The organism is Achromobacter sp. SD115, assembly GCF_017355315.1.
Classification (GTDB): domain Bacteria; phylum Pseudomonadota; class Gammaproteobacteria; order Burkholderiales; family Burkholderiaceae_B; genus Achromobacter; species Achromobacter xylosoxidans_B.
This window is the reverse complement of sequence record NZ_JADIJM010000011.1, coordinates 186573-206902: the sequence shown is the minus strand read 5'-3', so window position 1 is coordinate 206902 and position 20330 is coordinate 186573. Positions and strand designations below refer to the sequence as shown.

The window sequence follows — 20330 nt, the reverse complement described above, 5'->3', positions numbered from 1 at the left end:
GCCACGAAGCCTTACGCGAAATCGCTCCAGGCCAGCGCCACCAGCGTGGCAGACAGGCCCATGGCGGACAAGGCGAGCGGCGTGGCGCCGAAACGCCAGGCGCAAGCGGCGAACAGCGCACAGGTCAGCAATTCGATGGCGGGGTAGCGCCAGCCTATGGCCGCGCCGCAGGCGTCGCAGCGGCCCCGCAGCAATACCCAGCCCAGCAGCGGCAGCCGCCGCCAGCCGGCCACCGGAGTCTCGCAGGCGCGGCAGTGCGAGGCCGGCGACCACAGGCCATAGCGGCCCGCGGCAGGCGGCTTGCCTGCGGCTTCCTGGCAGTGCGCCTGCCACTCCTGTTCCATCATGCGCGGCAGCCGGTGTGTCAGCACCGTCAGCCAATTGCCGACGAACAAACCGGCCAATGCCGCCAGACCGATGAAGACACCCAGAGGCAGATCGAAGACATGCCGCATCGCCGTCATCCGCCCGCGCGACGCACAGTCGCAGCGGCGCCGCACCAGAAGCGGGCGGCAGTGCGCGGGGCAGGCCGGCAGCGGCCATGTCGTAAATAGTGCATAAAGTGTTGACGATGCCCAAGAGCGGCTAAGGGGAACGTATCGAATCTTCGCATAAGTGCGTAAAATCGGAGACAGACTCAACATACGGATAAGCTGCCATGACCGCGCGCGTAGAAATCGGTACCCGCTCCCGCAAACTCAGCGTCATGGGGCTGCTGCTCGCAGGCACCGCATTGGGCGCGGCAGGCTGTGCCCAACAGAAGACCGAAGGCTATTACGATCCCCCGGCAGAAAGCACCGTGACCGACGCGCAGTACCAAGGGTCGGGCGCGGGTTACCGCAGCGTCATCCGCGCGCCGTCGCAGGTGCAGATCGCGCTCAAGCCGGACGCCCCCCGCAAGAACCAGAATCAGGCCGCCCAGGCAGCCGCCGGCGGCCAGACCACCGAGGACGGCCAGGCCGTTCCGGCCGACACTGAGCACACCACCACGGCATCGGCCGCGAGCGCACCCGCCGCAGCCAGCCCTGCCGCGCCCAATACGGCCGTGCAAAGCCTGGTGCCGCAACCGCAAACCTATATGGGCACCTTGCCGTGCTTCTCGCCCGCCATGCAGTGCACGGCGCAGCGCGTGACGCTGACGCTGGCGCCCAACGGCCGCTGGCGCGGTCGCGTGGCCTATCTGGAAAATGACCCCAAGAAAGGCCCGCCGGTCACCGAGCAAGGCTGCTGGGACGCCACCGAAGAGCGCCCGCCGCGCGTCATCCTGATGGACGGCCAGGGCAATGGCCGAGCCGAATTCGTGGTTGCAGCCAACAACGTGCTGCGCGTGCGTTCCATCGACGGCCAGACGCCCAACCTGAACTACAACCTGACCCGTCAGCCGGATCTGGATCCGATCGACGAATTGGCCAAGGCCGCAGCGCCCAAGTGCCCTTGAAACCCGCCGGCGGCCGTTGAACGCGCCGCCGCGCAAACCTCCCGAACCCCGGGCCCGACGAATCTTGTGTTCGTCGGGCCCGATGCTTTCGGGCTAGTCCGTATCGCGGCTTGGATCGGCGCCGGGATCGCTAAAGGATGAGGATGAGGATGACGCGGAGCTTGCCAGACATCGGCCGTATTCCGGCCCCGGCGCCTCATGCAGCACATAGCTTGGACTGGCGCCGCCCGCCAAAGGCATGGGAATCAGCGCATGTTCGCGGTCCGCGCCCGGCACGGGCGACGCGCCGGAGCGGCCGTGTTCGCACAGCCGGCAGGCCAATTGCATGGCGTTGCGGACTTGCAGCTTGGTGAAAATGCGGGAGCGGTGGGCTTCGACGGTGCGCAACGAAATGCCCAGGTCTATGGCGATGACCTTGTTGGGGCGGCCGGCTGCCACGTAGGTGACGATCTGCCGTTCTCGGGGCGTGAGCGAGGAAAGGACGGCTTCCAAGTCGGGACGGGGAGCTTGCATGGGGCGGCTCGCTTGCAATATAGGATTGCGTCGAGTCTGATCCGCCACCCGCCACGACGTAAGCTGGTAGTTCTTTCAGGGGTGGACACGGACGCCACCCCCCAAACCTTGCCGCATCAAGCCGTATAGGCCAGTTCCAGATTGTCGATCAGGCGGGTCGCGCCCAGCTTGGCGGCCGCCAAGGCCACCAGCGGTTCGCCGGCCTGCAGGTCGGCGGCTTCGGGGCGCTTCAGGTCGCGCTGGCGGCGCAAGGCCACGTAGTCCACCTGCCAGCCGCGCCGCGTCAGGGTCTCGGTGGCTTCGCGCTCCAGGGCGGCGGCATCGCGTTCGCCCTGGGCCAGGCGCTGGCCAGCATGCTGCAGCGCGGCGTACAGCGCGGGCGCCTCGGCGCGGTCGGCTTCGCTCAGATAGCGGTTGCGCGAGGACAGCGCCAGGCCGTCCTCGGCACGCACGGTCTCGTGCGCCAGCACATCCACCGGCAGCTGGAACTGGCGGCACATGTTGCGCACCACCATCAGCTGCTGATAGTCCTTCTTGCCGAACACGGCCACGCGCGGCTGCACGCAGGAAAACAGCTTCAGCACCACGGTGCTGACGCCTTCGAAGAAGCCGGGGCGGAACTCGCCTTCCAGGATGTCGCCCAGGTCGTCGGGCGGCTGCACGCGGAAGTTCTGCGGCTCGGGATACATCTCGCGCTCGTTCGGCGCGAACAACACATAGACGTCGCGCTCGCGCTCGAGCTTCTCGATGTCGGCGGCGAGCGTGCGGGGATACTGGTCGAAATCCTCGTTGGGGCCGAATTGCAGGCGGTTCACGAAGATGCTGGCCACCACCGGGTCGCCATGCTGGCGCGCCAGCTTCATCAGGGACAGGTGGCCTTCGTGCAGGTTGCCCATGGTGGGCACGAACGACACGCGGTTCTGGCCGCGCAGGTGATCACGCAGTTCCTGGATGGTGTGTACGACTTTCAAGGGGTCTCTCCGGGGTTGGGGGCAGCCCGGTCAGGATCAGGCCGCGACCGCCGCCACGCTGGTGTAGGCCAGGCGCACGTAGATGGGAGCATAGGGCTCGGCCTGCGTAATTTCCAGCAGGGATTCGCGGGCCAGTTCCAGCATGGCGATGAAATGCACGACCACCACGGCCGCCGGCGCGCCTTCGCGCACGCGCTCCATGAACAGATCGCCGAATTCCATGAAACGCACGTCGTTCAGGCGCCGCAGGATGTGCGTCATGTGATCGCGCACGGACAGCTGTTCGCGCGTGATGTGGTGATGCTGGTTCAGCTTGGCCCGCTTCATGATGTCGGCCCAGGCCGCGCGCAGATCGTCCACGCTGACCTCGGGCAACATGCGTTCCACGCTCAGGTCGGCCACCGCCTGGCTGCTGACGAAGTCGCGGCCCAGCTGCGGCATCGCGTCCAGCTTCTTGGCCGCCAACTTCATCTGCTCGTATTCGAGCAGGCGGCGCACCAGTTCGGCGCGCGGATCTTCCGCCTCTTCGCCGGTGTCGCTCTTCTTGACCGGCAGCAGCATGCGCGACTTGATCTCGATGAGCATCGCCGCCATCAGCAGGTACTCGGCGGCCAACTCCAGGTTGTGGATGCGGATCTGGTCCACATACGACAGGTACTGCCGCGTGACATCCGCCATGGGGATGTCCAGCACATTGAAGTTCTGCTTGCGGATCAGGTAGAGCAGCAGGTCCAGCGGCCCTTCAAACGCTTCCAGGAATACTTCCAGCGCATCCGGCGGGATGTACAGGTCCGTCGGCATCTGGAACAGCGGCTCGCCATACAGGCGCGCGAACGCCACGCTGTCGATCGTGTCAGGGGTGCTGTCGACGGGCGGTTCCACTAGCGCGGCCAGGGCGTCGCCCGGGACGGAAGCGTGTTGGGCCATGATTGCCGCAATGGGCTCAGTCGGCCTGGTAGACGTACGGCTTTTGCGGCACGCGGGCCGCGCGGAAGCCTTCCAGCAGTTCCGAATCCTGCGGTTTGTCCCAAAGACGGGCGCGGCCCTCGCGCTGGCGCTCTTCGGTGCCAGGATGCGATTGCTTGAAGTCTTTCAGGAAAAGGGTGATCTCGGATTCGTAGTTGGTCGCCATGGCACCAATTTCAATGGGTTTCGGATGTAGGGAGTTTACTTCACGGCGGCCGCCCCCCCGGCGTTACAATCTCGCGGCACCCATCGCCCCCTCCCGCCATGTCCGCAGAATCCGCAGCAGCAGCCCGTCCCGCTCCTCTTTCCAGTGAGCAAGCAGTGCGCGCGGCGCGCATGATTCCCTTCATCGTGGGCTGTGCACTATTCATGCAGATGCTGGACGCCACCGTGGTGGCCACCGCCCTGCCGGCCATGGCCCGCGCCCTGGGATCCACCCCCGTGCGGCTGAACGTGGCCATTACGTCCTATCTGCTTTCGGTGGCGGTTTTCGTGCCCGTCAGCGGCTGGGCGGCCGACCGCTACGGGGCGCGGCGGGTGTTCGTGGCGGCGATCGGTCTGTTCACGCTCAGCTCCGTGGCTTGTGCGCTGTCCCAGGACCTGCCGCAGCTGGTCCTGGCCCGCATCGTCCAGGGGATGGCGGGCGCGATGATGGTGCCGGTGGGACGGATCATCCTGCTGCGCACCGTGCCCAAGCAGGACCTGCTGAAGGCCATGTCCTTCCTCTCCATTCCGGCCCTGCTGGGCCCGGTGATCGGACCGCCGCTGGGCGGCTTCATGGTCACCTATATGTCCTGGCACTGGATCTTCCTGATCAATATCCCCATCGGGATCCTGGGCATTTTCCTGGTGCTGCGCTATGTCGCGGAGATCCGCGAGGAATCCGCCCCGCGCCTGGATTGGCCGGGCTTCCTGCTCAGCGCGATCTGCCTGGCCACCCTGGTCAGCGGCTTCGAGGCCATCGGCCGCGACGTCATGCCGCTGTCCCTGCTGCTGGGGCTGATCGCCGTGGGTACGGTCTGCGGCCTGCTCTACGGCTGGCATGCCAAGCGTACGGAGCACCCCATCATCGACCTGTCCTTGATGCGAATCCCCACCTTCGCCATCTCCACGCTGGGCGGCAACCTGTGCCGCTTCGCCGTGGGCGCCACGCCTTTCCTGCTGGCCATGCTGCTGCAGGTCGGCTTCGGGCTCACCCCGTTCGCGGCCGGCCTGATCACCTTCGCCAGCGCTGCGGGCGCGCTGCTGATGAAGTTCGTGGCCACCCCCATCGTTCGGTACTTCGGCTTTCGCCGGGTGCTGACCGTGAACGCCGTGCTGGCAGGCGCGTTCATCGTGGTCTGCGGCGCCTTCACGCCCACCACGCCGGTGTGGCTGATGATCGCCATCCTGCTGGTCGGCGGCTTTTTCCGTTCGCTGCAATTCACCGGGGTAAATACGCTAACCTATGCCGACATCCCCCCGTCCAAGATGAGCCGCGCCAGCAGTTTCGCGGCCATGGCGCAACAGCTCGGAATCAGTCTGGGCGTGGGCGTGGCCGCGGTGACGCTGAACATCAGCATGTCCTTGCGCGGCGCGGAAACGCTGGCGATCCGCGACGTGGTCGCGGGCTTCATCGTCGTCGGCGTGCTGTGCATGGCCTCGACCTTCTCCTTTAGACGTCTCGAGCCTCTGGCCGGGGCACACCTGAACGGCGCCAAACAAAGTGACGACGAATGAATTTGTCCTAGCCCTGGACCAGGGCACGACCAGCTCCCGCGCAATCGTGTTCGACCGCGAAGGCGTGGTGCGCGGCGTAGGCCAGCGCGAATTCCGCCAGCACTATCCGCGGCCGGGCTGGGTCGAACACGACGCCAGCGAGATCTGGCACAGCCAGCTGGACGTGGCTCGCGAGGCTCTGCGCAACGCCGGCGCGACCGCCGCCGACATCGCCGCCATCGGCATCACCAATCAGCGCGAAACCACCCTGATCTGGGAACGCGCCACGGGCCGCCCGCTGGCCCGCGCCATCGTCTGGCAGGACCGCCGCACGGCGCCGATGTGCGACCAACTGCGCCAGGACGGCCACGCCGATTTCCTGCAATCGCGTACCGGCCTGGTGCTGGACGCCTATTTCTCCGGCACCAAGCTCGCCTGGCTGCTGAACCACGTGCCCGGCGCGCGCCAGATGGCGGAACGCGGCGAGCTGGCCTTCGGCACCGTGGACACCTGGCTGATCTGGCAACTGACCGGCGGCGCGGTGCACAGCACCGATCCGAGCAATGCATCGCGCACCATGTTGTTCGATCTGCACACGCAGGACTGGAACGACGAGATCCTGGCGCTGCTCAAGATCCCGCGCAGCGTGCTGCCGGCAATCGCGCCCAGCAGCGCGGTGGTGGGAGAGGCCCTGCCCGAATGGCTGGGCGGCTCGATCCCCATCGCCGGCAACGCCGGCGACCAGCAGGCCGCCACCTTCGGCCAAGCCTGCTTCACGCCGGGCATGGCCAAGAACACCTACGGCACCGGCTGCTTCATGCTGATGAACGTGGGCGAACAGCCGGTGCAATCCCGCAACCACCTGCTGTCCACGGTAGGCTGGGGCCTGCCCCGGGCCGGCGATGGCGGCTGGCGCCCGACCTACATGCTGGAAGGCGGCGTGTTCGTGGCCGGCGCCGCAGTGCAATGGCTGCGCGACGGACTGGGCATCATCCAGCGCTCTGAAGAAATCGAATCCCTGGCCGCCAGCGTGGCCGACACCGACGACGTCTTCATGGTGCCGGCCTTCGCCGGCCTGGGCGCGCCGCACTGGGATCCGTATGCCCGCGGCACGCTGGTGGGCCTGACCCGCGGCACCACCCGCGCCCACATCGCCCGCGCCACGCTGGAATCCATCGCGCTGCAAAGCGCGGAACTGCTGACCTGCATGAACGGCGACAGCGGCATCGCGCTGACCGAACTGCGCGTGGACGGCGGCGCGGCGCGCAACGACCTGCTGATGCAGATGCAAGCGGACCTGCTGGGCGTCCCAGTGGTGCGTCCGCGCGTGTCGGAGTCGACGGCGCTGGGGGCCGCGGGGCTGGCGGGGCTGGCGGTGGGTTTCTGGTCTGGACTGGATGAGTTTGCCTCGAAGTGGCAGGCGGAACGGACGTTCGAGCCGACTTGGCCGGAGTCTGTGCGGGCTGCGCGGATGAAGCGGTGGCGGCAGGCTGTGGAGTTGTCCAAGGGCTGGTCGGATAGTGCTGGGAAGTAGGCGGGATTTTTAGCTTCCTGGTTATGTGGCTGCCTGGTGTTGAGTTCGTCCGAGGCTTCGTTGGCATAGTTCGGGCTACCGTTACGGGGCTTCGTAGGCCGCCCATCGGCACGGGCGCCTGAGTGGCGAGCGCCCACGATTGCGGTCCGGAGCCTTCGCTCCGGATTGCCCCTTCGTCATCGTCGTCCAGGCCTACGGCCTTCCCTTCCGATTCCCTCCGGCGCATCGAGGTTGCTCGCCACTCAGGCGCCCGTGCCGATGGGCTACGTGCTTCTTGGCCTGATGCGCCGCTAGACCTGTGTTTAGCGAATAGTCTTGTGTTGCCCGTCATTCTCGGCCGCGCGGGCGGCCGAGAATTACATACGTGATTTCTTGAATTTCGATTGTGTTCGCTTGCGCGAATGCGGCGAATGGTTTGCTGATGGCCCCCAGCTCTTGGGGGGTGGGCGGTGATGGGTGGCGCGCGGCGAATAGCCGCTTGCGCATGCAGACTCGGGCGCGCGCCACCCATCCGGCATCTGCGTTGAAATGACGATTATCGGCCGACCTGTGCGCTTGGCCATCGCCCCGACGCAGCACCGCCCAACCAAATTCCGACCCAGTTCTCGCTTGCCATACGCTTAACCACGAGAACCTCCCCGTCACCAGCGCGCAGCGTCATCGCACGACGCAAGACACGACGTAAGCCCCAAAAGGCCGCCCGCGCGGCCGGCCTGGGGCGGGCCCCGCAAGACACGCCAACACCCACTATCCGTGGCAAGAACGCCAAGCACACCACCCGCCCCAGCGCCCGTGAAGATTCAACCAGCAGAGCCTGTCGCGTCGGCGGCCTGCGGGGCGCGGGGCGTCGATAAGCCCGAGGGAATCTGAAGGGAAGGCCGAAGGCCTGGACGAAGATGACGAAGGGGAAGTCCGGAGCGAACGCTCCGGACCGCAATCGTTGCCCCGCGCCCCGCAGGCCGCCGACGCGACAGGCGCCTTAAGAACCAACCACCACCGCCAGCACCAAACCCCAAACCCACAGAACCATCCCAGCCCTTTACACTCCCCCGAAAGCCACAAAAGACACGGAGACAACACATGCGCATTTTGCTGGTCGAGGACAATCTCGATCTCGGCGATGCCGTGGAAAGCAAGCTGCGTTCCGCCGGCCACAGCGTGCAATGGGTGCGCGACGGCGTGGCGGCGTTGCGTTGGGGGCTGGACGAAACCTGGGACGCGCTCGTCCTGGACATCAACCTGCCCGGCAAGGACGGATTTACCGTCATCCGCGAACTGCGCGCCGCCGGGCTGGAAGCGCCCGTGCTGGTCATGACCGCGCGTTCCGAAATCGAAGACAAGATCGACATGCTGGACCTGGGCGCCGACGACTATCTGGTCAAGCCCTTCGACCTGCGGGAACTCGAAGCCCGGCTGCGCGCACTGATGCGCCGCCCCGCCGGCCAGACCAGCAGCCTCACCATCTATGGCAACCTCAGCCTGGACCTCGCCAACCGCAACGTCAGCGTGGCCGGCGCGCCGCTGGAGCTGGGCCGACGCGAATTCCGCCTGCTGGAGATCCTGCTCGGCAAGCTGGGCCAGACCGTCGCCAAGGAACGGCTGATGAACCAGCTCTTCGACCTGGACGACGGCACGCTCAATGCGCTCGAACTGCTGATCTCGCGGCTGCGCAAGAAGCTGGCAGGCGCTTCGATCGATATCGTCACTGTGCGCGGCGTCGGCTATCAGGCCCGCAGCCATGAACAGCCCTGAGAATTTCTCCATCCGCCGCCGCGTCTTCGCGCTGGGCGTGCTGCTGCTGGCCTGCGCGCTGATCGGACTGGTGTTTTTCCTGCGCGGCTACGCGCAGCGCGCGGCGGAGCAGGCTTTCGACCGGCTGCTGGCGGCCTCGGCGCTGACCATTGCCGGCTCGGTGCAGATCGAAGACAACAACGTCACCGTCGAACCGCCGGTGTCCTCGCTGGCCATGCTGTCCGGCGGCGAACGCGTGTTCTACGAGGCCCGTACCTCCAACGGCCGCCTCATCACCGGCTACGACGACCTGGCGCCCGGCATGCCGCTGGCCCAATCCGCCACGCCGGTGTTCGCCTACCTGCGCTATCACGACGAACCGGTGCGCGTCGCCACCGTGGGCCGGCTGGTGTCGGCCAGTCAGCATGCGGGCTGGGTCACGGTGCGCGTGGCCGAGACGCTGGGGTCGCGCGAGGCGCTGGCCGACGAGATCCTGGGACGCACCGCGTTGCCACTGGTGGTGGTGTCGCTGGTGGCGCTGGGCCTGCTGTGGTTCGGCGTGCAGCGCGCCTTCGCCCCGCTGGGCGTGGTGGAACGGGAATTGCGCAGCCGCGCGCCGGACGATCTGGCGCCGCTGGTGACGCCCGTCCCGCGCGAGGTGCGACGGCTGGTCGAGGCGTTGAACGCCTTCATGCAGCGCCTGTCCGGCGTCATGGGCACGCTCAACACCCTGGTGGCGGACGCCGCGCACCAGGTCCGCACGCCGCTGGCCTCGCTGCGCGCGCAGGCGGAAGTGGCGCTGGACGAAACCGATCCGCAGCGGCTGCATGCGCGCCTCGAACGCATCCACCTGAACGCCACCCATGCCAGCCAGTTGATCAACCAGTTGCTGATGGACGCCACCATCACCCATCGCCTGGGCAAAGGCTCGCGCACCCTGGTGGGCGTGGCCGAAACCGTCAACGAAACGCGGCGCCGCATCGGCCCGCTGGAAGCGCAGCGCCTGCGCATCGAGATCGCGCCCGAGGTCCGCCGCGCCCGCATCGCCGGCGACCGCGTCGCCTTGCGCGAGATGCTGCGCAATCTGGTGGACAACGCCCTGCGCTACGCGCCGGACGGCCCCGTGGATATCCAGGCCACGCCCGTGGCCGGCTTCCGCGTGGCGCTGACCGTGTCCGACCGCGGTCCGGGCGTGGCCGACGACGAGAAAGAAGCCGTGCAGCAGCGCTTCACCCGCGGCCGCGCCGGCGAAGCGCTGCCTGGTTCCGGGCTGGGACTGTCCATCGTGCGCTCGGTGGCCGCCGCCCACGGCGGCTCGCTGTGGCTGCAGGACCGCCCGGGCGGGGGGCTGACGGCGCGCGTGATCCTGCCGCTGGCGCGCTCCGCGCCGGGACGCGCGGCCGCCGCCTGCCTGGGAGCGCTGTGCCTGGCAGGCCTGCTGCTGGCCTCGTCGCCCGCCGAGGTGCGCGCTGCCGACCTCCCGCAAATCGTCACCCGCTACCCCGCGCCGCAACCCACGTCCCGCGTGCTGACCATCGCCGGGCCCACGGACACGCCGGTGGTCGCGCCACTGATCCAGGGCTTCCAGTCGCAGCGGCCGGATGTGACCGTGGTGTATCGCGAGATGGGCAGCCGCGAACTCTACGAAGCGGCCATCGCCGGGCAATTGAAGGACGTCGACGTGCTGATGAGCTCGGCCTCGGACCTGCAGATACGGCTGGCCAACGACGGCTATGCGCTCAGCTACTCGTCGCCCTATGCGGCCAAGCTGCCGTCCTGGGCCATCTGGCGCCACGAGGTCTACGGCTTCACCTTCGAACCGGCCGTCATCGTCTACAACCCCAAGCGCTATACCGAAGCCACCGTGCCGCGCTCGCGCCAGGATCTGCTGCGCCTGCTGGAACGCGATAGCGCAAAGCTGCGCGGCCGCATCGGCACCTATGACATCGCGGCCAGCAGCGTGGGCTATCTGCTGGCGGAACAGGATGAGCTGGTGTCGTCGAACTTCTGGGGCCTGGCCAATGCCATGGGCCAGGCCGGCGTGCGCCTGTCGGCCACCAGCGCCGAGATCCTGGACGCGATCGAGCGCGACCAGATCGACATCGGCTACAACATCCTCGGCTCCTACGCGCTGTCGCGGCAGGCGGCGGGCGCGCCCATCGGCGTGGTCTTCCCGCAGGATTACGTGCTGGTGCTGGCGCGTTCGGTGCTTATAGCGCGGACCGCCCCCAGCCCGGAACTGGGCCGCGCGCTGGTGGACTGGCTGCTTTCGCCGGCCGGCCAGCAGGTGGCGTCCAGCCATGCGGCGCTGGGCTCCATCATGGAGGACACGCCCGGCCGCTGGACCTCCGAAGCGGTGCTGGCGCGTTCGCAAGGCATCGTGCAGCCGGTGGTGCTGAGCCCCGCCCTGCTGGTCGGACTGGACCAGCGCCGCCATTCGCGCTTCGTGCAGAACTGGATCCGGCTGGTGACGGATACGCCGGCGCGGCCGTGACGGTCGCGGACGCGCGGCGTCCTTGCCAGCAAGGGATTTCCCCTAGGCGCGACCTGTCGCCATGACAGGACGGCGACAGACGCCGGCTCCTAAGATGCCCGCAAGCTGGACACGGATCCCGCTCGTACCAATAACTCATCGGAGACACACCCATGCTTGCCAAGTCCCAACTGGCGGCCGCCTGCGCCGCTGCATTCGCCCTTGCCGCCGGCAGCGCCTTTGCACAGCAAGTGCCGGCCGGCTATCCGGCCGACTACCAGAAGATCCTGGACGGCGCCAAGAAGGAAGGCAAGGTCGTCATCTATTCGACCACCGACACCAAGGCCGCCGGCCCCGTCATCAAGGGCTTCGAAGCGTTGTATCCGGGCATCAAGGTCGAATACAACGACATGAACAGCACCGAGCTCTACAACCGCTACATCAGCGAGCAGGCGGCGGGCGGCACCAGCGGCGACATCGTCTGGAGCTCGTCGATGGACTCTGCGCTGAAGCTGGCCAGCGACTACGCCCTGCAGTACAAGTCGCCGGAAGTCGGCAAGCTGCCGGCCTGGGCAGTGTGGAAGGATTCGGCCTACGGCACCACCTACGAGCCGGCCGTGTTCATCTACAACAAGCGCCTGATCCCCGCCGCCGAAGTGCCGACCACGCACGGCGCGCTGGCCAAGCTGATCGCCAGCCAGCCGGACAAGTTCAAGAACAAGGTCACCACCTACGACATCGAGAAGTCCGCCGTGGGCTTCATGCTGGCGGTGCAGGACAAGGTCAACGACCCCAAGTATTTCGAAACGCTCAAGGGCATCGCCGCGGGCGGCCTGATCGTGCAGTCGTCCACCGGCACCATGATGGAACGCGTGTCCTCCGGCGAAAACCTGATCGGCTACAACATCCTGGGCTCCTACGCCGAAACCCGCGCCAAGAACGACCCGTCGCTGGGCGTGGCCTATCCCACCGATTACGCGCTGGTCCTGTCGCGCGTCGCGTTCATCAGCAAGAAGGCCAAGAACCGCAACGCCGCCAAGCTGTGGATGGACTACCTGCTGTCGCAGAAGGGCCAGACCATCCTGGCGAACCAGGCCGATCTGGCCTCGGTGCGCGACGACATCGAAGGCGACAACGACGTGGACGGCATGACCAAGAAGCTGGGCGCCTCGCTCAAGCCGATTCCGGTCAACGAAACCCTGCTGGACTACCTGGAGCAGAACAAGCGCCTGCAGTTCATCAAGGACTGGCGCGCCGCGGCAGGCAAGTAAGGCCGCGCAGCCCGGAACGATGCAACGGTTCCGGACCGCCTTGCGCGTAGGGGACGGCGGCGCGCCGCCGTCCGCCTGACCGCCGCCGGGGCGGTCGCCTCCGACCCGGCCGCGCGACCCTCGCGCCCTTCAAGAACACAGGATTTCCCATGCAGTCATTGCGCTCGAAATGGCAGTCCCTGCCCCGCGGCGTGGTGGTGCTGATCACGGCCCTGGCCATTTATGTGCCGCTGTCGTTCATCATCATCCAGAGCTTTCTGTCCGCGCCCTTCTTTGCCCCGTCCAAGACCTTCAGCCTGGACGCGTTCCGCTTCATCTTCGCGGATCCCGATTTCTACAAGGCCCTGAAAAGCGGCTTCATCCTGGCCTTCGGCCTGGCCGTGATCGCCATCCCGCTGGGCGGCATGCTAGCCTTCCTGATGATACGCACGGACCTGCCGGGACGGCGCTGGATCGAGCCGCTGATCCTGGTGCCGGTGTTCGTGTCGCCCATGGTGCTGGGCTTCGGCTATGTGGTGGCTGCGGGCCCCGTGGGCTTTTTCTCGATCTGGGCGCAGAACCTGCTGGGCTTCGTGCCCTGGAACGTCTATTCGCTGACCAGCATCGTCGTCATCGCCGGCCTGACCCACGTGCCGCACGCCTACCTGTACATCTCGTCGGCGCTGCGCAGCATGGGCTCCGATGTTGAAGAAGCCGCCCGCGTGGCCGGCGCCTCGCCGCTGCGCGTGATGGTGTCGGTCAGCCTGCCCATGGTGCGTCCGGCCATGCTGTACGCCACCGTGCTGCTGTTCTTCCTGGGCCTGGAAGTGTTCGGCCTGGTGCTGGTGCTGGGCGACCCCGAAGGCAACCTGGTGCTGGCCACGTACCTGTACAAGCTCACCAACAAGCTGGGCATCCCCTCGTATCACCTGATGGCCGCCGTGGCCGTGGTGCTGATCTGCATGACGATCCCGCTGGTGATGCTGCAGCGCCGTCTGATGCGCACGGCCAACCGCTTCGTCACCGTCAAGGGCAAGGCCTCGCGGGCCCGCGCCCTGCCGCTGGGCAAGTGGCGCTGGGTGGCAGGCGCGGTGGTGGCGTTCTGGCTGCTGGTGACCATCGTGGTGCCGCTGCTGGGCGTGCTGCTGCGCGCCTTCGTGTCCAACTGGGGCATGGGCGTGTCGCTGTTCGACGTGCTGTCGCTGGACGCGTTCCGCACCGTGTTCGCGCAGCCCAACCTGATCCGCGCCATCGTCAACTCGGTGGCCATCGGCGTGTTCGGCGGCGCGCTGGCCGTGTTCTGCTACATGTTCGTGGGCCTGGCCATGCATCGCAAGCCCGACAACGTCACGCGTTTCATGGACTACAGCGTGCTGGTGCCGCGCGCGGTGCCGGGCCTGCTCGCCGGCCTGGCGTTCCTGTGGGTGTTCCTGTTCGTGCCGATGTGGCTGGACAACGCCCTGGACGAAGGCGGCTGGCTGTCGGCCCTGCCCTTCGCGGAATGGCTGCGCGATAACTTCATCGAATGGCTGCGCGCCATGCGCAGCACCATCTTCAGCGTGTGGCTGGCCTACACGGTGGTGTGGATGGCGTATGGCCTGCGGCTGATCTCCTCGACCCTGCTGCAGGTCGGGCCCGAACTGGAAGAGGCCGCCCGCAGCGCCGGCGCGCGCCGCGGCCAGGTCACCCGCCACGTCACGGTGCCGCTGGCCAAGTACGGCCTGATCGGTTCCTGGCTGCTGATGTTCCTGATCTTCGAGCGCGAGTACTCCACCGGCGTCTACCTGCTGTCGCCCGGCACCGAAACCATCGGCTCCATGCTGGTGTCGCTGTGGGCCTCGGGCGCCATCGACATCGTGGCCGCGCTTTCCTTCATCAATATCGTTCTGGTCGTGATCGGCCTGGGCATCGCCCTGCGATTCGGAGTCAAACTTCATGATTGAGCTTTCTGTAGAAGACCTGCACCTGGATTACGGCGACAACCCGGTGCTCAAGGGCGTGTCGATGCAGCTGCGCCAGGGCGAAGTGGTGTCGCTGCTGGGCCCCTCTGGCAGCGGCAAGACCACCCTGCTGCGCGCCGTGGCCGGCCTGGAAGGCCCCAAGCGCGGCCGCATCACCATCGGCGACCGCGTCGTGTATGACGGCGCGGCGAAAAAAGAAATTCCCGCCGAGGAGCGCAACCTGGGCCTGGTGTTCCAGTCCTACGCGCTGTGGCCGCACAAGACCGTGTTCGAGAACGTGGCCTATCCGCTGAAGCTGCGCAAGGTGCCTGGCGCCGAGGTGCGCGAACGGGTGCAGGCGGTGCTGGACCAACTGGGCCTGGGCAAGCTGGGCCAGCGCCATCCGCACGCCCTGTCCGGCGGCCAGCAGCAGCGCGTGGCCATCGGCCGGGCGCTGGTGTACAGCCCGCCCGTGATCCTGCTGGACGAGCCGCTGTCCAACCTGGACGCCAAGTTGCGCGAAGAGGCCCGCGCCTTCCTGCGCGAGCTGATCATCCGCCTGGGCCTGTCGGCGCTGATGGTGACGCATGACCAGAGCGAAGCCATGGCGATTTCGGACCGCATCCTGCTGCTGAACAACGGCAAGATCGAACAGCAGGGCACGCCGCAAGAGATGTACGGGTCGCCCTCCACGCTGTTCACCGCCGAATTCATGGGCAGCAACAACCGCCTGGACGGCAAGGTGACCGAAGTGCGCGAGGGCCAGGCCCGCATCGAAGGCCGCGGCTGGTCGCTGTGGGGCAAGGCCAGCCCGGGCATGACCCAGGGCCAGGACGCCACCGCCGTCATCCGGGTGGAGCAGGTGCGCCTGGCGGACGACCCTGACGGCAACCACCTGGACATGCCGTTGCTGACCAGCATGTATTTGGGCGACCGCTGGGAGTACCTGTTCCGCACCCCCGACGCCGACCCGGCCCACACTCTGGCCCTGCGCGCCTATGGCCCCGAAGGCCGCGAACCCGGCCCCTGCCGGCTGGCGCTGCCCGCCAGCAAGGTCTGGGTCTTTCCCCGCACCGCCGCCTGAAGCGCCACCCGGCGCCGGCCCCGGGCTTGTTACAAGCCCGGGGCCCAGGGCGCCCGCACACGCGGCGTAGGCTGTCAGTGTGAACCGCCCCTGACGCCCGGCGGACCTGGACTCGCTCTACAATGCGCTGGTGCAACGCCTCGCTGATTCCCCTTCCCCGCTGAGCCGTTACCTGCGGTGGCTGGGCGCACCTGCCCAGCACTACCTGCGCATCGGCATCGCAATATCGCTGTTGGTGCACGCCGGCGCCCTGGCGTGGCGCTTTGGCGCGCCCGCGCTCTCGCGCCCGCCCGTCACCAGCCTGGAAGTCGTGCTGCTCAATGCCCGCAGCGAGACGCCGCCGGACAACCCGCGCGCGCAGGCCCAGAACCAGATGAGCGGCGGCGGCAACGCCGAGCGCGGCATGTCCACCACCCCGCTGCCCCGCACTGGCGAATCGGCCGAGACCATCGTGCTGGAGGCCATGCGCCGCCGCCAGGTGCAGCTGGAAGCCGAACAGACCCGCCTGATGACCCAATTGCGCGCCGCTGACAAAGCCGGCGCCGAGCGCCAGGCCGTCAACCCCTGGCCCGACGGCGCCGACCTCGGCCGAGACGCCGAGGATCAGGCCAGCCTCATCCAGAGCGCCCAGGTGGCCGCGCTGGCGGCGCGGGTCCAGCAGTACAGCGCCGAACCGCGCAAACAGTTCGTGGCGCCCTCCGCCGAGGCCTCGCGCTATGCCGCCTACCTGGACGCCTGGCGCACCCGCATCGAGACGGTCGGTACCCAGCACTACCCGGACGAGGCGCGCGGCCGTATCTACGGCTCGCTGCGCATCACGGTGTCCGTGCGCGCGGACGGCAGCATCGCCAACGTCGAAATCGACCAACCCTCGCCGCACGCCGTCCTGAACCAGGCGGCCCGCCGCATTGTCCAGCTGGCCGCGCCCTTCCCCCCGTTCCCGCCCGATATCGCGCGCGACACGGACGTGCTGGTCATCACCCGCACCTGGCATTTCGTCAACGACACCCTGGAAACACAAGCCCCATGACCGAGGCGCCCCCTCTTGCCCGATACGCCGTCATCGGCAACCCCATCGCGCACAGCCGCTCGCCTCAGATCCACGCCATGTTTGCCGAACAGACCGGCAAGCCTCTGCGCTATGACCGCCTGCTGGCGCCGGTGGACGGTTTTGCCGATGCGGTCGCCGCCTTCGTGGCCGAGGGCGGGCTGGGCCTGAACGTAACGGTGCCCTTCAAGCTGGACGCCTATGCCCTGGCCGCCGGCCGCCTGTCCAGCCGCGCGCGCCTGGCCGGCGCGGTCAACACCCTGTCCTGGCGCGACGGCGCCTGGCACGGCTGCAATACCGATGGCGTGGGCCTGGTGTCCGACCTGCTGCGCCTGGGCGTGCGCCTGGGCGGGGCATCCGTGCTGCTGGTCGGCGCCGGCGGCGCGGCCCGCGGCGTGCTGCAACCCCTGGCCGAAGCCGGCTGCGCCCGCATCCACATCGTCAACCGCACCGCCTCCAAGGCCGAAGCGCTGGCCGCCTCCTGGCGCGAAAGCGGCGTCTCGCCCCAAACCTCGGTCACGGGCGGCAGCCTGGCGGACGCCACCCTGGCCGGCGGCTGGAATCTGGTCGTCAACGCCACCGCCAGCGGCCTGCAGAACGCAGCCCCCGATCTGCCCCCCGGCCTCTACGCGCCCGGCGCCGGCGCCTACGACATGATGTACGGCGCCCAGCCCACCGCCTTCATGCGGCAGGCCGAAGCCGACGGCGCCGCCCTGACGGCCGACGGCCTGGGCATGCTGGTGGGCCAGGCGGCCGAGAGTTTCTACATCTGGCACGGCGTGCGTCCCGACGCCGCCCCGGTGCTGGCAGCGCTGCGCGAGGCGCTCGAGGCCGGGCAATAAGCGGCATGGCGACGCGCAAGGGCCGCTCCTGGTTCCGGATCATCAGCGGCGCGCTGATGGCGCTGGTGTGCCTGGTGCTGCTTTACCAGTTCTGGCTGTTCGCCCAGGTGGTCTGGTACAACTACCGCCCCCCGGGCAGCAGCGCGATCATGCGCGAGGAACGGTCCCGCCTGAGCGACGGCAACCCCGATTTCGAGCTGAAGTACGAATGGGTGCCCTACGACAAGATCAACCGCAACCTCAAGCGGGCGGTCGTGGCGTCCGAGGACTCCAACTTCACCGAACACGACGGCGTCGAATGGGATGCCATCCGCAAGGCCTGGGAGTACAACCAGAAGCAGCAGGATGCCGGCCGCAGCAAGATGCGCGGCGGCTCCACCATCACCCAGCAGTTGGCCAAGAACCTGTTCCTGTCCAGCTCCCGCAGCTACATCCGCAAGGGCCAGGAACTCGTCCTGACTTACATGATCGAACATGTCATGAGCAAGGAGCGGATCCTGGAGCTGTATCTGAACGTGGCGGAATGGGGCGAAGGCGTGTTCGGCGCCCAGGCCGCCGCCAAGCATTATTTCAACACCACCGCCGCCAACCTGGGCGCCAGCCAGTCGGCCCGGCTGGCGGCCATGCTGCCCAACCCGCGCTTCTACGACGCCCACCGCAACACCCGGTATCTGAACTCCCGGGTCGGCGTCCTGACGCGGCGGATGCAGATGGTCGAGATTCCCTGACACGGATCCAGCCCTCCGGCCCCACCCTCGGCGGCGGGATTTGTTAAGCTTTCGGGTTTAGGCGTTCATCCTTTCTTTCATGCGCACCGCACGTCGCTACCTGGCCCGCGAGATCTATCGCTCTTGCGCAGTGGTCCTCATGGCCCTGCTGGGCCTTTTCACGTTCTTCGCGCTGGTGGACGATCTGGACAACGTGGGCGACAAGTTCTCCATGATGGCCTTGCTCTACATGCAGGCCCTGGCGATTCCCACCCGTCTCTACGACCTTCTGCCCATCGGCCTGCTGATCGGCGCCATCCTGGCGCTGGCGGGCCTGGCCCAGCGCAACGAACTGGTCATCCTGCGCGTGTCCGGCGTCAGCGGCATGAAGCTGCTGCGCATGCTCTGGATCGTCACGATCCCGCTGATGATAGGCGCCGGCCTGCTGTCCGAGTACGTTACGCCCTGGGCCGAAATCAAGTCCGGCGAGGCCAACCTGCTGTTCCGCGGCAAGGCCGGCGGCGACCGCCTCAAAAGCGGCTACTGGTTCAAGGAACCCACCGCCGACGGCGGCACCCGCATCATCAATATTGGTGAACTCAAGGGCGACGGCCAGGTCAGCGCGGTGACCCTCTATGAATTCAAAAAGGACCAGACGCTGTCCGCGCTGTCCACCGCGCCGACCGGCCTGTTCACCCACGGCGACCTGCTGCTCAAGGACGTCACCGAAACCCGGTTGGACGACGAAGCGGCCGAAGCGCTGGCCAACGCGCGTCCGCCCAAGCACCCGCCCGCCACCGTGGTCAAGGTACCCGAGCGCAATATCGACACCACGCTCAGCGCCGAGCGCCTGCTGGCCCGCGTGCTGACCCCTGAACGCATGTCCATCGCCACGCTGCTGGACTATGTGGATTATTTGCGCAACAACCAGCTGCAATATGGTCGACAGGTCGTCGCCTTGTGGCGCAAACTGGCATATCCGTTCACCCTGCTGGTCATGATCACCATCGCCGCCCCCATCGGCTTGATGCAGACGCGCCGCGGCGGCGTAGGCGCCAAGGTTTTCATCGGCATCCTGCTGGGCGTGGGCTTCTTCATGCTGAACCAGTTGGCCCTGAACGTGGGCATGCTGGGCAAATGGCCGGCCTGGCTGACCGCTCTGGGCCCGAACATCGGCGCCATGATCGTGGCGCTGGGCGCCATGGGCTACATGGAGTACCGCCACACCATCACGCGGATCGTGCAACAACGTTGGCCTTGGAGCAAAAGTCCCGCATGAACGGCAGTATCTGGATGATCGGCGACGTGCAGGGCTGCTGCTCGCCGCTGGATCGCTTGCTGTCCCACCCCGAACTGGTCGGCGATCCCCAGTCGCGTCTCTGGTTCGCCGGTGACCTGGTCAACCGCGGCCCCCAGTCGCTGGAAACCCTGCGCCGCATCATCGACCTGGGCGACCGCGCGACCACGGTATTGGGTAACCATGACCTGCACCTGCTGGCCACGGCCGCGGGGGTACGCAAGCCTTCCAAATCGGACACGCTCGAGGACGTCCTGCGGGCGCCGGACGCGGTCGACCTGATCAACTGGCTGCGCTTTCGCCCGCTGGCCCATTTCGAGCAGAACCATCTGCTGGTCCACGCCGGCACGCTGGCCAAATGGGACGTCGCCAAGACGCTGGCCCTGGCCGGCGAAGTCCAGGACGCCCTGCGCGGGCCGAACTGGCAAAAGGCGCTGCAGAAGATGTACGGCAACGAACCCGCCACCTGGAAGGAAGACCACAAGGGCGGCAAGCGCATGCGGGTCATCATCAACGCGCTGACGCGGATCCGCCTGTGCACGCCCAATGGCCACATGGAATTCGCCACCAAGGTGACGCCGGGCGCCTGGCCGACCGGGCTGGTGCCCTGGTTCGACGTGCCCAACCGCGCCACGCGGAATATCACGACCGTGTTCGGGCATTGGTCGACGCTGGGGCTGCTGCAGCGACCGGATGTGATCTGCCTGGACACGGGGTGCGTGTGGGGCGGGTCGCTGACGGCCTTGCGCTTGCAAGACCGCAAGCTGGTGCAGGTCAAGTGCTCACAGTTTCAGGATCCGATGTCTGAGTAGCGCTGGGACTTTGCGTTCAGCGCTCC

At 67.3% G+C, this 20330-nt stretch carries 18 protein-coding genes; 13 read left to right on the top strand and 5 right to left on the bottom strand.

What is annotated here, in order from left to right; genetic code table 11:
- Window positions 1–11: 11 nt before the first annotated feature.
- A complete protein-coding gene (locus IPU70_RS17585; RefSeq protein WP_242702549.1) occupies window positions 12–455 on the bottom strand; it encodes an A24 family peptidase in 444 nt (147 codons plus the stop codon).
- Window positions 456–658: 203 nt separating this feature from the next.
- On the opposite strand from IPU70_RS17585, the gene IPU70_RS17580 reads away from it, so the two are divergent.
- On the top strand, window positions 659–1438 hold the full coding sequence (locus tag IPU70_RS17580; RefSeq protein WP_207469024.1) for a copper resistance protein NlpE N-terminal domain-containing protein: 780 nt from the start codon (window positions 659–661) through the stop codon (window positions 1436–1438).
- Window positions 1439–1531: 93 nt separating this feature from the next.
- Here the strand turns inward: IPU70_RS17580 and IPU70_RS33035 are convergent, their stop codons facing one another.
- From IPU70_RS33035 to IPU70_RS17560, 4 genes are all read right to left on the bottom strand, one after another.
- Window positions 1532–1951, bottom strand: a complete 420-nt coding sequence (locus tag IPU70_RS33035) for a response regulator transcription factor (RefSeq protein WP_207469023.1) — start codon at window positions 1949–1951, stop codon at window positions 1532–1534.
- A 116-nt stretch (window positions 1952–2067) separates the two neighbouring features.
- The gene (panC, locus tag IPU70_RS17570; RefSeq protein WP_207469021.1) at window positions 2068–2922 is read right to left on the bottom strand and encodes a pantoate--beta-alanine ligase; all 855 of its coding nucleotides are present in this window, start codon (window positions 2920–2922) and stop codon (window positions 2068–2070) included.
- 36 nt (window positions 2923–2958) lie between these two features.
- Window positions 2959–3849 carry a ScpA family protein gene (locus tag IPU70_RS17565; RefSeq protein ID WP_013391301.1) on the bottom strand — a complete coding sequence of 297 codons (891 nt, stop codon included), beginning with the start codon at window positions 3847–3849 and terminating at the stop codon, window positions 2959–2961.
- Window positions 3850–3865: 16 nt separating this feature from the next.
- Window positions 3866–4054 carry a DUF3460 family protein gene (locus IPU70_RS17560; RefSeq protein ID WP_088138183.1) on the bottom strand — a complete coding sequence of 63 codons (189 nt, stop codon included), beginning with the start codon at window positions 4052–4054 and terminating at the stop codon, window positions 3866–3868.
- A gap of 98 nt (window positions 4055–4152) precedes the next feature.
- Between IPU70_RS17560 and IPU70_RS17555 the strand changes: the two genes are divergently transcribed.
- From IPU70_RS17555 to IPU70_RS17500, 12 genes are all read left to right on the top strand, one after another.
- Window positions 4153–5607: a DHA2 family efflux MFS transporter permease subunit gene (locus tag IPU70_RS17555; RefSeq protein WP_207469020.1), complete on the top strand. Its 1455-nt coding sequence runs from the start codon at window positions 4153–4155 to the stop codon at window positions 5605–5607.
- Window positions 5594–7120: a glycerol kinase GlpK gene (glpK, locus tag IPU70_RS17550; protein ID WP_207469019.1), complete on the top strand. Its 1527-nt coding sequence runs from the start codon at window positions 5594–5596 to the stop codon at window positions 7118–7120. The genes IPU70_RS17555 and glpK overlap by 14 nt, the downstream gene beginning before the upstream one ends.
- 1080 nt (window positions 7121–8200) lie before the next feature.
- Window positions 8201–8872, top strand: coding sequence for a response regulator transcription factor (locus IPU70_RS17545; protein WP_207469018.1), 672 nt, complete (start codon window positions 8201–8203; stop codon window positions 8870–8872).
- Window positions 8859–11345 carry an extracellular solute-binding protein gene (locus IPU70_RS17540; protein ID WP_207469017.1) on the top strand — a complete coding sequence of 829 codons (2487 nt, stop codon included), beginning with the start codon at window positions 8859–8861 and terminating at the stop codon, window positions 11343–11345. The genes IPU70_RS17545 and IPU70_RS17540 overlap by 14 nt, the downstream gene beginning before the upstream one ends.
- A gap of 152 nt (window positions 11346–11497) precedes the next feature.
- Window positions 11498–12595 carry an ABC transporter substrate-binding protein gene (locus tag IPU70_RS17535; RefSeq protein WP_013391369.1) on the top strand — a complete coding sequence of 366 codons (1098 nt, stop codon included), beginning with the start codon at window positions 11498–11500 and terminating at the stop codon, window positions 12593–12595.
- A 149-nt stretch (window positions 12596–12744) separates the two neighbouring features.
- Entirely contained in the window at window positions 12745–14517 is a 1773-nt protein-coding gene (locus tag IPU70_RS17530; protein ID WP_207469016.1) for an iron ABC transporter permease, read from the top strand.
- Entirely contained in the window at window positions 14510–15598 is a 1089-nt protein-coding gene (locus tag IPU70_RS17525; RefSeq protein WP_207469015.1) for an ABC transporter ATP-binding protein, read from the top strand. Before IPU70_RS17530 ends, IPU70_RS17525 begins: the two co-directional genes overlap by 8 nt.
- 130 nt (window positions 15599–15728) lie before the next feature.
- Window positions 15729–16628, top strand: coding sequence for a TonB family protein (locus IPU70_RS17520; protein WP_207469014.1), 900 nt, complete (start codon window positions 15729–15731; stop codon window positions 16626–16628).
- The gene (aroE, locus tag IPU70_RS17515; protein WP_207469011.1) at window positions 16625–17488 is read left to right on the top strand and encodes a shikimate dehydrogenase; all 864 of its coding nucleotides are present in this window, start codon (window positions 16625–16627) and stop codon (window positions 17486–17488) included. Before IPU70_RS17520 ends, aroE begins: the two co-directional genes overlap by 4 nt.
- Before the next feature lie 5 nt (window positions 17489–17493).
- Window positions 17494–18216 (top strand): monofunctional biosynthetic peptidoglycan transglycosylase, encoded by a 723-nt coding sequence (mtgA, locus tag IPU70_RS17510; protein WP_013391364.1) that lies wholly within the window; start codon window positions 17494–17496, stop codon window positions 18214–18216.
- A gap of 79 nt (window positions 18217–18295) precedes the next feature.
- Window positions 18296–19474, top strand: a complete 1179-nt coding sequence (gene lptG / locus IPU70_RS17505) for an LPS export ABC transporter permease LptG (RefSeq protein WP_207469010.1) — start codon at window positions 18296–18298, stop codon at window positions 19472–19474.
- The gene (locus IPU70_RS17500) at window positions 19471–20304 is read left to right on the top strand and encodes a symmetrical bis(5'-nucleosyl)-tetraphosphatase (RefSeq protein ID WP_207469008.1); all 834 of its coding nucleotides are present in this window, start codon (window positions 19471–19473) and stop codon (window positions 20302–20304) included. Before lptG ends, IPU70_RS17500 begins: the two co-directional genes overlap by 4 nt.
- The last annotated feature ends 26 nt before the right edge of the window (window positions 20305–20330 follow it).